The sequence below is a fragment of the Glycomyces endophyticus genome, assembly GCF_039531525.1.
Taxonomy (GTDB): domain Bacteria; phylum Actinomycetota; class Actinomycetes; order Mycobacteriales; family Micromonosporaceae; genus Glycomyces; species Glycomyces endophyticus.
On sequence record NZ_BAAAQF010000004.1, the window covers coordinates 291,471 to 305,418 of the forward strand.

General features: G+C 71.8%; 12 protein-coding genes. 8 read left to right on the top strand and 4 right to left on the bottom strand.

All coding sequences use genetic code 11. The features are described 5' to 3' along the window. Positions 1-141: 141 nt before the first annotated feature. Entirely contained in the window at positions 142-684 is a 543-nt protein-coding gene (locus tag ABD419_RS04485) for a histidine phosphatase family protein (RefSeq protein ID WP_344482284.1), read from the top strand. 55 nt (positions 685-739) lie between these two features. Here ABD419_RS04485 and ABD419_RS04490 read toward each other — a convergent pair whose 3' ends face one another. Then, positions 740-2,401, bottom strand: coding sequence for a hypothetical protein (locus ABD419_RS04490; RefSeq protein WP_344482287.1), 1,662 nt, complete (start codon positions 2,399-2,401; stop codon positions 740-742). Between the two features lie 201 nt (positions 2,402-2,602). Between ABD419_RS04490 and ABD419_RS04495 the strand changes: the two genes are divergently transcribed. Then, a complete protein-coding gene (locus ABD419_RS04495; protein WP_344482290.1) occupies positions 2,603-3,241 on the top strand; it encodes a LysE family translocator in 639 nt (212 codons plus the stop codon). Between the two features lie 219 nt (positions 3,242-3,460). After that, the gene (locus ABD419_RS04500) at positions 3,461-4,738 is read left to right on the top strand and encodes an extracellular catalytic domain type 1 short-chain-length polyhydroxyalkanoate depolymerase (protein WP_344482293.1); all 1,278 of its coding nucleotides are present in this window, start codon (positions 3,461-3,463) and stop codon (positions 4,736-4,738) included. Between the two features lie 141 nt (positions 4,739-4,879). Here the strand turns inward: ABD419_RS04500 and ABD419_RS04505 are convergent, their stop codons facing one another. Further along, positions 4,880-6,226 carry a GH39 family glycosyl hydrolase gene (locus ABD419_RS04505; RefSeq protein WP_344482296.1) on the bottom strand — a complete coding sequence of 449 codons (1,347 nt, stop codon included), beginning with the start codon at positions 6,224-6,226 and terminating at the stop codon, positions 4,880-4,882. A 738-nt stretch (positions 6,227-6,964) separates the two neighbouring features. Here ABD419_RS04505 and ABD419_RS04510 point away from each other — a divergent pair. Beyond that, on the top strand, positions 6,965-7,411 hold the full coding sequence (locus tag ABD419_RS04510; RefSeq protein WP_344482299.1) for a PaaI family thioesterase: 447 nt from the start codon (positions 6,965-6,967) through the stop codon (positions 7,409-7,411). 305 nt (positions 7,412-7,716) lie between these two features. Here the strand turns inward: ABD419_RS04510 and ABD419_RS04515 are convergent, their stop codons facing one another. Further along, complete coding sequence (locus tag ABD419_RS04515) at positions 7,717-8,526, bottom strand: isocitrate lyase/PEP mutase family protein (protein WP_344482302.1); 810 nt, start codon at positions 8,524-8,526, stop codon at positions 7,717-7,719. A gap of 417 nt (positions 8,527-8,943) precedes the next feature. Here ABD419_RS04515 and ABD419_RS04520 point away from each other — a divergent pair, with 417 nt between their 5' ends. The 4 genes from ABD419_RS04520 (at position 8,944) to ABD419_RS04535 (ending at position 12,551) form a co-directional block, all read left to right on the top strand. Beyond that, the gene (locus tag ABD419_RS04520; RefSeq protein ID WP_344482305.1) at positions 8,944-9,852 is read left to right on the top strand and encodes an ABC transporter ATP-binding protein; all 909 of its coding nucleotides are present in this window, start codon (positions 8,944-8,946) and stop codon (positions 9,850-9,852) included. A 65-nt stretch (positions 9,853-9,917) separates the two neighbouring features. Then, complete coding sequence (locus ABD419_RS04525; protein ID WP_344482308.1) at positions 9,918-10,652, top strand: ABC transporter permease; 735 nt, start codon at positions 9,918-9,920, stop codon at positions 10,650-10,652. Between the two features lie 5 nt (positions 10,653-10,657). Beyond that, the gene (locus tag ABD419_RS04530) at positions 10,658-11,914 is read left to right on the top strand and encodes a sensor histidine kinase (RefSeq protein WP_344482310.1); all 1,257 of its coding nucleotides are present in this window, start codon (positions 10,658-10,660) and stop codon (positions 11,912-11,914) included. Beyond that, positions 11,904-12,551, top strand: a complete 648-nt coding sequence (locus ABD419_RS04535) for a response regulator (protein WP_344482312.1) — start codon at positions 11,904-11,906, stop codon at positions 12,549-12,551. Before ABD419_RS04530 ends, ABD419_RS04535 begins: the two co-directional genes overlap by 11 nt. A 112-nt stretch (positions 12,552-12,663) precedes the next feature. Here ABD419_RS04535 and ABD419_RS04540 read toward each other — a convergent pair whose 3' ends face one another. Beyond that, complete coding sequence (locus ABD419_RS04540) at positions 12,664-13,890, bottom strand: beta-1,3-glucanase family protein (protein ID WP_344482314.1); 1,227 nt, start codon at positions 13,888-13,890, stop codon at positions 12,664-12,666. Between the last annotated feature and the right edge of the window lie 58 nt (positions 13,891-13,948).

Below are 13,948 nucleotides of genomic sequence, written 5' to 3' on the forward strand. Positions count from 1 at the left end.
CAAGCCGAACCGACTCTTGATCTAGGTCACGCAGCCACCTTCGGCCCGCATCGCCGGAGCCCAGTAGGCTCGATGCGGACCGCCGGCGCACCACACGCTCCACCCGCTGTGCAGCGTGTTCGAGAAGAGAAGAGACCGCCAATGCCCATGCTCGAGATCCGACGGCACAGCAAGCGCAACGGCGACGAGGCCGTCCACCTCTCCCAGGAGGGGGTCGAACTCGCCCGCTGGTCGGGCACCCTCATGGGCCCCTTCGAGACGGTCGCGACGAGCGTCGCCCCGCGGGCGCGCGAGACGGCGATCGCGATGGGCTTCGCGGTCACCGCGGAGCTCCCGACCCTCCACAATGTGAACGCGTTCCTCCAGGAGTCGCAGGCGGCGACCCACGACGTCGGTGCCCCCTTCACCCGGCTGGCCCGCCTCGTCGGCCGCCGCGGCAGCGCCGTCAGCGACTACTCGCACGCGCTCGCCCGCCAGTGGTCCGAACTGCTCGCCCCCCTCGGTCCCGGGGACGCGGCCCTGGTCATCGGGCACGGCGGCCACATCGAGTGCGGTCTCGTGGCGCTCTTCCCCGAGGCCGAGCACGACGACTGGGGGCCGCTGTTCGGGTACATGGAAGGCGCGCGGCTCCACTACGACACGGCGGCGGGCCGCTTCCACGACATCGAGTTCGTCCGGAACTGAACCCGGACGGGAGCAGAGCGGGGGCCGAGGCAAGCCGGCCCCCGTTCCGCGTCTTTCAGTCCCTGCCGGTGCGCACGGCGAGCCGCGGCAGGTACCAGATCGCGAGGGCGACGGCGGTCAGCGCGTACGGGATCAGGATCGGCAGCGGGAAGCCGTACGTGAGCCCCGTGTGCTCGAAGTCGAGGTTCTCCAGCGCGTACACCATGACGCCCGCGCTGAACATGTCCTGATAGGTCAGCTGGTTCCACACCAGGTCCTGCACGTGGACCAGGAGCAGCGCCAGCGCGGCGAGGAGCGCGAACGGCAGCGCGGCCGCGAGGAACCGGCCGTTCGCCGCCCCTCGCGCCGCGCCCTCGGCGACGAGCGCGCGGCGGCGGTCCTCCAGGCCCCAGCACAGGGCCGTGAACAGGAACAGCAGCGGGACCGCGATCCACGCGCGCGGCGGGAACGAGCCGATGACGACCCACTCCCCCTCCCCCGCGACCGCTTCGAGGTGCGCGGCCGCGAGCGGCCCGGTGCCCGTGAACAGCCAGGGCGCGAACAGGAGCAGGAGCCAGCGGGAGCGGTCGCCGAGGGGCCGCAGCGCCCCGATCGCGAACCCGCCCGCCGCCGCGGCGGTGAGGGCGACGCCCGTGGTGACGAGCGGCGGCCCCCAGGTGCGGCGGATCGTGAACCACAGGTCCTGCGCCGGTTCGGACACCTCGCCGGCGCGGGTGATCCACGGCAGCAGGAAGTACCCGACCGCGGCGAGGGCCAGGACCAGCACGGCGAACGCGAGGACGGCCGCGCCCGCGCGGGTCTTCGACGGCTCGGCGGGCGCGGGGTCGACGTCGATGCGGAGGCGGGCGGCGGCGAAGAGCACGGCGGCGCCGAGCCCGAGGACCGCGAGCACGCCCAGGAGCAGCACCGACACCGCGCCGGCGTACCCGACGTCCATGCCCGCGCGCACGCCGTCGTAGATCTGGTGCACCGGCAGGCGGGCGTCCTCGGGGAGGCCGCTGATGAGGCCGTACGCGAAGGTCTGGAGCCCGGCGGCCGCCAGCGCGATCGCCGTCAGGGACGCGGTCGTGGCGAGCGTCCCGGCGCGCTTCCCGTCGCCGCCGCGCAGGGCCGCGAGCGAGACGAGGAAGCCGGTGCCGATCACGACGCCGGAGATGAGGAGCGGCCAGTCGTACAGGCTCGCTTCGGACTCGCGTTCGGAGACGACGCGCTCGACCAGCCAGGCGACGGTGAGGGCCGCGGGCGTGAAGGTGATCGCGGCGAGGACCCAGGCGACGCGGGAGACGGCGCGCACGGCCGGTCCGGCCTGGTGGACCAGGAGCGCCAGGAACGGCGCGATGACGGCGCCGCCGAGGACGAGGAGGCCGGTGGGGCCGATCAGCCGGAGGACGCCGTCCCAGAGCTCGCCTTCGGCGAGGACGCGGTCGTAGTTGGCGCCGCCGGCGTCCGCGAGGTCGCCGGAGAGGAAGCCCTGAAGGCGGCTGAACTCGACGGTCCTGACGGTGGGCAGGACGTAGGCGAGGACGAGGGCGACGACGGGCACGGCCAGGAGGGCGAAGCCGCCGACGGCGCGGGCGGCGTCGCTGCGGGGCTGGACCTGCGGGGGCGGGAACTGGTTCGCGGGCGGGGGCGGCAGGGGCCAGCGCGGCTGGACGCGCTGGAACGTCAAAGTGGGGTCGTCCGGTGGTGGCGCACCCGTGCCGGGGGGTAGGACCATGTGGGCTCCTGCGGATGATGAGGGATGTAGAGGAACTCTGTATCACGTGGACGTTCGCTGGCTACCTGCGGTCTTGTGACGGCGGAGGCGTCCGTGCACGGAGTGTTACGAGACGTCGGGTGAGGCGTCGGTTCGGCCACGGCCCGGTCGCGGGCGGGAATCGGGTTGCCCGGGCGGGCGGGCCGGTGCTTTGATCGGGTCATGTCGGATACCGCGCACTTCCTGGCGTTCGTCGCCGCCTCCCTCGTCCTGATCCTCATCCCGGGCCCGTCGGTCATGTTCACGATCAGCCGGGCGCTGATATACGGACGGCGCCAGGCGGTGCTGACGGCGTGGGGGAACGCGGCGGGCACCTTCTGCGCGTCGGCGCTCGCGGCGGTGGGGCTGGGGGCGCTCATCAGCGAGTCGGCGGTGGCGTTCGCGATCGTGAAGTACGCGGGGGCGGCGTACCTGGTGTACCTGGGCGTCAAGGCGCTCCGCGACCGGAAGGGCCTGATGGCGCCGCCGGAGGACGGGGCGGGGGCGCCGCCGAAGCGCACGCTCGTGACGGTGGCGGAGGGCTTCATGGTGGGCCTGCTGAACCCGAAGTCGATCCTGTTCTTCCTGGCGATCCTGCCGCAGTTCGTGAACCCGGACTCGGGCTCGGCGACGGCGCAGATGCTGGTCCTCGGCGCGACGTTCGCGGTCCTGGCCGCGGGCTGCGACACGGTGTGGGGCCTGGTGGCCGCGGCGGCGCGCGACGTGTTCCGCCGTCCGCGCTCGCGCCGCGTCCTCGCGAACACCGGCGGCACGGCCCTGATCGGCCTGGGCGTCGCCGCGGCCGCGGGCGAGCGGGCCTGACCTCCACTTCGGACCGCCCGGTGCGCGTGCGCCGGGCGGTCTCGTCGTGCCCGCGTCCGTTGGGAGCGCTTGCACATCGATAAACGTGGATGTATGGTGTACGGACCCTCACCGCGATCCTCAACCCTTCTTCCGGCTCGCGCGGCCCGTTCACGGGGCCGCCACGACGCCCCGGCAGCGTCCAGAGAGGTCTCCATGTCAGCATTCACCTTCCCCCGCATGCGAAGAGGAATGATCGCGCTCGCGGCCGCGGTCGTCGTCGCGGCGACCGCGCTCGTGGCGGTCATGATGCCCCGGCCCGCCAGCGCGGCGAGCCTCACCGAGATCACGAACTTCGGGGCGAACCCGAGCAACCTCCAGATGTACCTGTACGTCCCCGACGGCGTCGATCCCGAACCGGCCCTGGTGGTCGCGATCCACTACTGCACCGGCTCGGGCCCGGCCATGCACAGCGGGACCGAGTGGGCGCAGCTCGCCGACCAGTACGGGTTCATCGTGCTGTACCCGTCGGTGACGCGGTCGAGCAAGTGCTGGGACGTGTCGTCCGCGGCGTCCCTCGCGGGCACCGGCAGCGACACGGTCGGCGTGAAGTCCATGATGGACTGGGTGTCGTCGAACTACGACGTGGACCCGGACCAGGTCTACTCCACCGGCATCTCGTCGGGCGCGATGATGACCAATGTGATGCTGGCGGTCTACCCCGAGGTGTTCGAGGCGGGCGCCTCGTTCTCGGGCGTGCCGTACACCTGCTTCGCCACGACCAACGGCTCGGAGTGGAACTCGGAGTGCTCGGGCGGGACGATCAACCGCACCCCGCAGCAGTGGGGCGACGCCGTCCGGAGCGCCAACCCCGGATACTCGGGCCCGTGGCCGCGGATGCAGGTCTGGCACGGCACCAACGACGACACGCTGCGGTACCCGAACTTCCAGGAGCAGATCGACCAGTGGACGAACGTCCACGGCACCGACCAGACCGCCGACCTCTCCGACACGCCGCAGGCGAACTGGAACCGGACCCGCTACGGCGGCACCGGGTCCCAGCCGGCGGTCGAGGCGATCAGCCTCCAGGGGATCGGGCACAACCTGTACTCGTGGGGCATGGCCTCGCGGGCGCTCGAGTTCTTCGGCTACGACACCGACGTCGACCCGACGACCTCCCCGACCGACCCGGTCACGACGCCCACGGGCGGCCCGTCCGGCGGCTGCTCGGCGGTCGTCAAGATCGTCAGCTCCTGGAACTCCGGCTGGCAGGCGAACGTCGACGTCACGGCCGGGGTCTCGGCGATCTCAGGCTGGCGGCTGACGTGGACCTGGCCGAGCGGGCAGGCGATCACGAGCCACTGGAACGCGACGGTCACCACGAGCGGGTCCTCGGTGACCGCGACCGACGTCGACTGGAACGGCTCGGTCCCCGCGGGCCAGACGAAGACCTCCGCGTGGGGCTTCATCGGCAGCGGCGCCGCCGTGGCGCCCGCGGTGACCTGCGCACCGGCTTAGTTCCCACCCCCGACGCGTTCGGGTGCCGGGCGGCTCGGCCGCCCGGCACCCGAACGCGTCTCATCGCGGAAGGCTGTCACACCCGCGCGGCACCCTTGGACCGGGAGACCCGTCGGGCGTCGGAGGGAGCGCGCGATCCGGTCAGCCGATGACGAGGGTCGTCACCGAGCGGGCCGGGAGGTCGATCGTCGTCGCGCCCGCGGTGATCGCCGCGGTGCCGTCCTGGTGCGGCGTGCGGTCGGCGTCGGTGGTCCGCCAGATCGCGGCGGTGCCGGCGGTGAGGCCGGTGAAGTCGACGCCGGTGGTGACGGCGGCGGTGCCGGTGTTGACGATGACGACGTTCTTCTCCCCCGTCGACGCGAATACGTACAGGAGCGGGTCGGGGCTCGCGGTCGCGACCATCGTGGTCCCGAAGTGGCGGAACAGGCCTTCGCCGGTGAACATGCCGATGCCGTGGGCGATCGGCAGCGGCTCGTTGATCCCGACGTGATCGCCGCCGGTGCCCTCGCCCCATTCGCCGGTGAGCCCGAGGCAGCCGTTCTTGTCGCCGTAGACGAGCGCGGTGGCGTCGGCCTCGAGGATCGTGCCGAGCACGGCGGCGCCCCAGACGGCCGGGAGGTGCGTGGTCATCGACGCGCACGCGGGGCTCGGGTCGGCCCAGTCCATGTTCCACTCGCCGATCTGGATGCCGATCTCGGCGGCGCGGGCGGGCACGGTCGTGTCGATGAGGTCGCGGACGGCGGCGATGTCGACGGCGTAGTCCGCGGCCTCCGCGAGGAGCTGCGCGGCGGGCTTGGCCTCGGGGCCCTTGCCGTAGTCGTGGTAGTCCACGAAGTCGACGTGCTGGCCGGAGCCGGCGAGGAACGTCGTCAGGTAGCCGATGTTGTCGTGCGCGGTGCCCGGGCCGCCGACCTCGACCGAGGGGTCGACCGCGTGGATGCCGGCGGCGATCTCGTTGAACGCGGCGCTGTACGCGGCCGCGTCCATCCGGGGCGGGTCGCCGGCGTCGAGCTCGTTGCCGACGACCACCTTGGTGATCGGGGCCTGGTCGTGGAAGTGCGCGAAGAGCGCGAGGGCGTCGCCGGGCTCGGCGGGGACCACGAGGACCGGCTCGGCGTCGAGGGAGCGGATCGCGTCGATCCACTGGTCGCCGTCGAAGGCGGTGTGGCAGTAGTCGCCGCCGCACACGATGCGGCTGGTGTGGTCGCCGGGGGTCGCGTACTCGAGTTCGATGCGGAGGGCGCCGAAGTCGTGTGCGGCCATGGCCGCGCGGTGCGCGGCGCTGTCCACGATGTAGTTGAGCCCGCCGTACCCGGTGATCGAGGCGCCGATGTCGCCGGGCTCGATCACGGCGGTCGGCGTCGTGAAGTCGACACTGATCACGGGCTCTTCAGCGCCCGCGGCGGGCGCGAGCCACAGGAGCGCGCCCGCGAGGAGGACGGCGGTGCCGCTGACAGCGGCGGGGTGTCGCAGCCGGTTGCTGTTCAAGCCAGATGCCTTTCGTCCCAGGGGAGGTGAACGGGGATCATGCGGGGTGATCCTCTCACGGACCGTGTCCGAATTGCACGGATGGAGGTGACGGGTCCGTGAATTCGCGGTCGCGTCAGAGCGCACCGGCGGCTTGACCGACACGGTTGGTGCGACGCGGGCGGGCGAGCGCGGAGCGGACGGTCCGCCAGGTGCGGGCAGTACACGCGGCGCGGCCGAGGTCGGCGCGAGCAGGGCGGCCCGAGCGGTGCGAGCAGGGCGAACCCGCCGCCGCGGCCTGTTGGGCTGACGAAGCCCTTCCGGGCATGGCAAGCGGGCGGCGAGCGGTCGGCGCAAACAGGCGGCCAGCGCAGCGCGAACCCGCCGCCGCGGCCGGTCGGGCCAGCGCAGCCGGTCCGGGCACGCCGAGCGGACGGGAAGCGATCGGCGCGAACAGGCGGCGCGGCCGAAGTCGGCGCGAACCGGCGGGCCAGCGCAGTGCGAGTCCACCGCCGCGCCGGTCGGGCCGGTGTAGTCGGCGCGGCCAGTCCGGCCACGGCAGGCGGCCGTTGGGCGATCGGCGATTAATGCGAGCCGTGCGGTCTGCGGGTCGGGCGTGCATTGGCCGGGCAGCGGATGACATGTGACATGTCATATGCCGTGCTGGTCCTAGACTGTCCAGGCGTCGGCCCGTGGGAGCGGGCGTCGCGGGCCGGGCAGTGGCGCCCGGCCGCGGGACGATGATTGGAGCCGCCGGAGATGACCGAGTTTCCGCCCGAGGTCCTCGACCGGTTCGCCGGTGCGGGAATGGACCTCCAGACGCTGTTCTCCGCCGGGGAGCTGGGTACGCGCATGGGCATCGAGGTGCTGGAGGCCGCGCCGGAGCGGGTCGTGGCGCGGATGGCCGTCGAGGGGAACCGACAGCCGTACGGACTCCTCCACGGCGGCGCCTCGGCCGTGGTCGCCGAGACCCTCGGCTCGATCGGCTCGATGCTCCACGCCGGACCCGGCCGCATCGCGGTCGGCGTGGACCTCAACGTGACCCACCACCGCGCGGTCCGCTCCGGCACGGTCACCGGCGTGGCCACCCCGATCCACCGCGGCCGCTCCACGGCGACCTACGAGATCATCGTCAGCGACGACGACGGCCGGCGCGTCTGCACCGGCCGCCTCACCTGCATGATCCGCGACGCGCCCGAGGCCTGACTTCGGGAGCGTCGCGGCGGGTCTCCGCATAACGGGCATCCGGAGGCACCCCCGACTCAACAGTGCCCGCCGGGTCCGACAACCTGATGGGCGGGTAGGCGCTGCGACACGCCCGGGATGTTCTTCGGGAGCGCCTGGGCGGGTCTTCGCAAATCGGGCATCCACAACCGCCCCCGATACAACGATGCCTGGCGGGTATGACGGTTCGGGGCGATCGGGTTCAGTGCGGTGGTGCTACGTGACATGCCACAGGCATTCCATGGCATTGGATTGCCGGTGGCATGTGACATGTCACGTGTCATGCGTTATTGCAGGAGGCCTTGCATGGTGCCGTAGTCGAGGCCGTCTTCGACGCCGACGTAGGAGTCGGACTCGATGAAGGCGATGGTGGCGCGGCGGGCCGCGGCGTAGGCGGCGGAGGCGACGCCGGAGCCGAGGCTGATTCGGGCGACGCCGAGCTTCGCGAGTGCGGAGGGGGCGGGGGCTCCCGGTCCGGCGAGGATGTTGAGCGGCAGGCTGATCGCGTTCACGAGGGCGGCGATGGTCTCGGAGTCGGTGACGCCGGGGACGAAGATACCGTCGGCGCCCGCCTCGGTGTAGGTGGCGGCGCGTTCGATCGCCGCGGCCAGGCGGGTCTCCGGCTCGCCGATGCCCGCGAGGTAGATGTCGATGCGGGCGTTGATGAACAGGTCGGCGCCGGCGCCTTCGCGGGCGGCGGCCAGGCGCTCGGCCTGGTCGGTAAGCGGGCGCAGGACGCCGGGGGTCTCGGTGTCGGAGTCCTCGATGTTGACGCCGACCGCGCCCGCCGAGGCGACCGCGGCGAGGGTCTTGCGGACCCCCTTCGGCGTGCGGCCGAACCCGGACTCGATGTCGGCGGTGACCGGCAGGTCCACCGCGCGCACGACGCGCTCGACGGCGGCCGCGGCCGCGTCGCGGTCGAGGGCGTCGCCGTCGGGGCGGCCGAGGCTCCAGGCGACGCCCGCGCTCGTGGTGGCGATCGCGGGCGCGCCGGCGGAGGCGATGACGGCGGCACTGGCGGCGTCCCAGCAGTTCGGCAGCAGCAGCGGAGGGGTGGTGTGGAGCGCGCGGAAGCGCGCGGCCTTCTCGTTCGTCATGCCCGTAATCAAACCAGTCGTGTCGCTTCCCGTCTGGCCGGAATGCGACACCATCGTCGGCGTCGGCGTGTGCGTCGGCATCCGCATCGGCGGCCGTGCGGCCGCCTGCCGCGCCGGGTGCCCGCTGCTCACCGGGCGCCTTCACCCGTCACACAACGAGAGCCGTCCGCCGTTCACCGGGCGCCGCAGCGGTTCGCGCTGCGGTTCCCGGCTCGACCGCCGGTCCATAACCTCGACGTCGATATATCACTTGATCGACCCTTGGTGTCCTGGCGAATCCGACCGGTCGCCTGGCCCCGGCTGACCGCATCAACCGATCGGTTGATCGGGATGATCATCCGCTCCCCCAGCCTCGCGGTCGATGCCGCGGCGGCCGTTCCTTGCGAGTCTTGTTCCACACGAAGCAAGGAGGTCGCAATGGCGATCATCGAGGTCACCGACCTGGTCAAGCAGTACGGGAGCCACACCGCCGTCGACGGCGTCTCGTTCACAGTGGAGGAAGGCGAGATCTTCGGCATCCTCGGCCCGAACGGCGCCGGCAAGACCACCACCGTCGAGTGCGTCGAGGGCCTGCGGACCCCGGACGCCGGGAAGGTCTCGGTCATGGGACTCGACCCGCTGCGAGACGCCAAGGAGCTCAAGCAGGTCCTCGGCATCCAGCTCCAGGAGAGCCGCCTGCCCGACCGGCTCCGCGTCGGCGAGGCCCTGGACCTCTACCGGTCCTTCTACCGCAACCCCGCCGACCCCGAGCGCCTCATCGAGTCGCTCGGCCTGGGCCCCAAGCGCAAGACCCCCTTCGGGAAGCTCTCGGGCGGCCAGCAGCAGCGCCTGTCGATCGCATTGGCGCTCATCGGGAACCCGCGGGTGGCCGTGCTCGACGAGCTCACCACCGGCCTCGACCCGCAGGCCCGCCGCGACACCTGGGACCTCATCGAGCAGGTCCGCGACTCCGGTGTCACGATCATCCTGGTCACGCACTTCATGGACGAGGCCGAGCGGCTCTGCGACCGCCTCGCCGTGATCGACGCCGGCAAGGTCGTCGCCGTCGACAGCCCCGCCGGGCTCACCGCCCGCGTCAGCGCCGAGCAGCGCGTGCGCTTCCGCCCCTCCGCGGCGTTCGACGACGCCCTCCTGCTCGACCTCCCCGAGGTCGCCGCGGTCGAGCGCAACGGCCGCCAGGTGATCGTCTCCGGCGGCGACAACCTGCTCCAGGCCGTCGCGTCGGTCCTGGCGCGCAACCACATCGTCGCCGCCGACCTGCGCGTGGAGCAGGTCAGCCTGGACGACGCGTTCGTGGCCCTCACCGGCAAGTCCCTCGAGCACTGAACCCCGTCGACAGCACCCGCACCCGCACGCATCCCAACTCCCGCTACCGCAGAGGAAGTCCCCCGATGTCAGCACTCCTGAAACTCGTCCAGACCGAAGCCCGGCTGTTCGTCCGCGACCCCGTCTCATTCCTCCTCGGCCTGCTCCTCCCCGCCGCGCTCCTGCTCGGCCTCGGCGCCGTGCCGATGCTGCGCGAGCCCTCGCAGGACTTCGACGGCATCCGGTTCATCGACTACTTCGCGCCGTCGGTGATCGTCATGACCGTCGCCGTGATCGGCCTCACCAGCCTCCCCGCCGTCATGGCCGGCTACCGCGAGCAGGGCATCCTGCGCCGCATGAAGACCACCCCCGTGCACCCGGTGAAGCTCCTCGCCGCGCAGCTCATCGTGAACCTGCTCGCCGCCCTGGTCGCCACCGTCCTCGTGATCGTCGCCGGGAGCCTCGCCTTCGACGTCCCGCTGCCGGGCAACCCCTTCGGGTTCGCACTGGCGTTCGTGCTCGGGATCGGAGCGGTCTTCGCCCTGGGTATGCTGGTGGCGGCCGTGGCGCCCAACGCCCGCGCGGCCTCTGGGATCGCGACCGTGCTGTTCATGGCGGTCATGTTCTTCGGCGGCGTGTACCTTCCCCGGTTCATGCTCCCCGAGGCCGTGATCCGCATCGGCGACTTCGTGCCGCCGGGCGTGCAGTCACTGCTCGACACCTGGAACGGCGACGCCCCCGACGCCGTGCAGCTCCTGGTGCTGGCCGCGGTCGCCGTGGCGGCCGGAGCCGGGGCGGCCCGAATCTTCAAGTGGGAGTGACGATCATGGGTCCGACACCGGAGACGCTGAGGCAGGTCGAGAAAGGTCAGTCCACAGTCGATGGACTCTACACGAGAGTCCTCGACGTCCTCCCCTTCGCGACGCTGGCCTCCGCCACCGGTCTCAGCCTCGCGTTCTCCGACCTCACCGAGGCCGACCGGACCACCGCGCTGGTCCTGTCGGCCTCGGCCGCCGCCTGGGTGTTCGTCCTCTTCACGCTCATCCCGGCGGTCCCGCCCCTCCCCCGAGCGCGGATGACGGTCTACTTCCTGGGCCTGAGCGCGTTCGGCGCCGTGCTCATGCAATACGACATGCTGTACTTCATCTTCGTGGTCACCGGCTTCTTCCACGCCGGGCTGCTGCGCCCCCGCTGGATGATCGTCATCGGCATCGGGATCAGCTCGATCGTCGTGAACTCCACGATCCTCGAGGAGGCGAGCGCCGCGGGGTACACGCTCTTCGCCGTCGTCGTCCTCGTCCAGACCTCGGCCATCAGCTTCGGGTTCCTGCTGAACGAGCGCATGGAACGGCTCCGCACCCAGCGCGAGGAGGCGTTCGCGGCCCGCGAGGCCGCGATGGAGGAGAACGCGGGACTCCACATGCAGCTCATGACGCAGGCGCGCGAGGCCGGCGTCCTCGACGAGCGCCAGCGCATGGCCCGCGAGATCCACGACACCGTGGCGCAGGGCCTGGCGGGGATCATCGCGCAGCTCCAGGCCGTGGACGAGAGCGACGACGAGCCGCAGCGGCGCCGCCACCTCGACAGCGCGAAGGAGCTGGCGAGGGACAGCCTGGCGGAGGCGCGGCGCACCGTGCAGGCGATCGGACCGCCGACGCTCGACGCCGCGCAGCTGCCGGAGGCGCTCGCGGAGGTGTCGGCGAAGTGGTCTGCGGCCCAGGGGGTCCCGGTGGAGCTGGTGACGACGGGTGAGGCGCGGCCGATGCACCCGGAGGTCGAGGTGACGCTGCTGCGGGTGACGCAGGAGGCGCTCACCAACGCGGCCAAGCACGCCGGGGCGGGCCGCGTCGGCATCACACTTTCCTATATGGAGGACGAGTTGGCTTTGGACGTGCGGGACGACGGGGTCGGGTTCGTGCCCGGTCGGACGAAGCAGGGGGCCAAGGGCGGGTACGGCCTGGCGGCGATGCGCCAGCGCGTGAGCCGTCTGGCGGGGAGCCTGTCGATCGAGTCGGAGCCGGGCCGCGGCACGGTCGTCTCGGCGATCGTCCCTGCGGTGGAGGGGGTGCCGGATGCCGTCTGAGCCGATCCGGGTGCTGATCGCGGACGACCATCCGGTCGTGCGGGACGGGCTGCGCGGGATGTTCGCGCGCGGCGGCGACATCGAGGTGGTGGGCGAGGCGTCGGACGGCCGCGAGGCGGTGGACCGGGCGCTGGCGCTGGAGCCGGACGTGGTGCTGATGGACCTGCGGATGCCGGGGACAGACGGGGTGACGGCGATCCGGGAGCTGGCGTCGCTGGGTGCGGCGGCGAAGGTGCTGGTGCTGACGACGTACGACACGGATTCGGATGTGCTGCCGGCGATCGAGGCGGGGGCGAGCGGGTATCTGCTGAAGGACGCGTCGCCGGAGGAGCTGCGGCGGGCGATCCGGGCGGCGCACGAGGGCGGGACGGTGCTGGCGCCGTCGGTGGCGTCGGTGCTGATGGCGCAGGTGCGGCGGCCGGCGGCGGCGGGGCCGTTGAGTGAGCGGGAGCTGGAGGTGCTGTCGCTCATCGCGAAGGGGCGGGGGAACCGGGAGACGGCGGCGGAGCTGTTCATCAGCGAGGCGACGGTGAAGACGCATCTGATGCACGTGTACGCGAAGCTGGAGGTCAACGACCGTGCGGCGGCGGTGGCGGTGGCGTACGAGCGGGGGCTGCTGATGCCGAAGGGGCGCTGAGGGGTTCGGCGGGGCTGGGGGTTCGGCGGGGGTCTGGGGGCCCGTCCGGCCAGAGAGCGCTCTCTGATTGCGCGCGGTCTCCGGCCGGACGGTTTTCCTCCCCTGGGGTGGGTCAGGTGACGGTGAGCGTGAGGCGGGTCGGGTTGCCGTCGAAGGCGACGCCGGACTGGTCGGGGACGCCGTCGGGGGTGACGTCGTCGTAGGGGAACGCGTAGCCGATCGGCGAGTTGTCGTGGACGGCGCGCGCGTAGTGGTTGGTGACGTCGTGCGCGTAGAAGTCGGCGACGGCCGGCCCGTTGGGCTGGTCGGCGTGGCTGTGGATGGTGCTGCGGTTGAAGGCGGCGGCGAGGCGCGCGAGCGCGGCCTTCTTGGAGTCGGTGTCGGACGGGATGTTGGCGAACGGCCCGTGGTTGCAGGTGAAGACATCCTGCGAGTTCGGCTTGGTGAAGGTGGAGCCGTCGCTGAAGACGAGGACGTCGCCTTGGACGCGGCCGGTGATCGTGCCGCGGCCGCCTTGGAGGTCGATGCGGAGGTCGTTGCCGCGGTAGTGGTTCCAGACCTGGTCGGCGTAGCCGGTCCAGTAGTTCGCGAACGGCATGTTCGGCTGCCCGAAGTAGGGGGCCATGACGTTCTGCGGAGAGACGACGCGGAGGATCCTGCCGCTGCCGCTGCGCATGACGAGCGAGCCCCAGGGCTGTCCGTCGGCGGCGGCCTGGGCCTCTAGGTCGGCGGCGATGGATTCGACCGCGCCGTTGTCGAGGGCGGCGACCGAGTGGTCGCCGTCGCCTTGGAGGCGCAGTCCGATGGGGAGCGCGGTGACGAGGTCGACGTAGCTGACGTTGACGAAGAGCTGCACGTCGTTGAAGGTGAACTCGCAGAACGAGACGATCTTGCCGTAGTTGGAGTCGGCGGTGTTGTGGAGCGCGGGCTCGACGAGCGCGGGGCCCGGGTTGACGTAGAAGTCGAGTTTGGACTCGCGCACGAAGTAGACGCGCGCGCCGTACATGCGCGGCAGGGTGACCACGGCCGGGGCCGCGCCGGGGGCGTTGAGCGGGATGGCGCAGTCGACGGGGAGCGGCGTGTTGGTGCCGCCGGGCTGCTGGATGTAGTACGGGCCCTGGCCGCCGCCGCGCAGGAGCATCATGCGGTCGGTGCCGAACTCGCGGCCGGTGACGTAGGCGTAGACGGCGCTGGTGTCGGTGTCGTTGGCGAGCGCGAGTTCGCAGGTGGCGGGGGCCGCTTCGGCGTCGGTGGTGGCGAAGCTGCGCCACCAGGGCGAGCTGGCGGCGACGGCGCCTGCGGCCGCGGTCAGGGTGATCATGGATCTGCGGGAGACCATCGGTGTACCTCCGGGTCCTTCGGATATCGATGAATTCGCAGACATTAACACGGTTTGT

Bases quoted from the DNA above. Each gene is read 5' to 3' on its own strand.
- ABD419_RS04540 (WP_344482314.1), bottom strand. From the start codon at position 13,890: ATGGTCTCCCGCAGATCCATGATCACCCTGACCGCGGCCGCAGGCGCC.
- ABD419_RS04485 (WP_344482284.1), top strand. From the start codon at position 142: ATGCCCATGCTCGAGATCCGACGGCACAGCAAGCGCAACGGCGACGAG.
- ABD419_RS04530 (WP_344482310.1), top strand. From the start codon at position 10,658: ATGGGTCCGACACCGGAGACGCTGAGGCAGGTCGAGAAAGGTCAGTCC.
- ABD419_RS04495 (WP_344482290.1), top strand. From the start codon at position 2,603: ATGTCGGATACCGCGCACTTCCTGGCGTTCGTCGCCGCCTCCCTCGTC.
- ABD419_RS04515 (WP_344482302.1), bottom strand. From the start codon at position 8,526: ATGACGAACGAGAAGGCCGCGCGCTTCCGCGCGCTCCACACCACCCCT.
- ABD419_RS04500 (WP_344482293.1), top strand. From the start codon at position 3,461: ATGCGAAGAGGAATGATCGCGCTCGCGGCCGCGGTCGTCGTCGCGGCG.
- ABD419_RS04520 (WP_344482305.1), top strand. From the start codon at position 8,944: ATGGCGATCATCGAGGTCACCGACCTGGTCAAGCAGTACGGGAGCCAC.
- ABD419_RS04535 (WP_344482312.1), top strand. From the start codon at position 11,904: ATGCCGTCTGAGCCGATCCGGGTGCTGATCGCGGACGACCATCCGGTC.
- ABD419_RS04510 (WP_344482299.1), top strand. From the start codon at position 6,965: ATGACCGAGTTTCCGCCCGAGGTCCTCGACCGGTTCGCCGGTGCGGGA.
- ABD419_RS04490 (WP_344482287.1), bottom strand. From the start codon at position 2,401: ATGGTCCTACCCCCCGGCACGGGTGCGCCACCACCGGACGACCCCACT.
- ABD419_RS04525 (WP_344482308.1), top strand. From the start codon at position 9,918: ATGTCAGCACTCCTGAAACTCGTCCAGACCGAAGCCCGGCTGTTCGTC.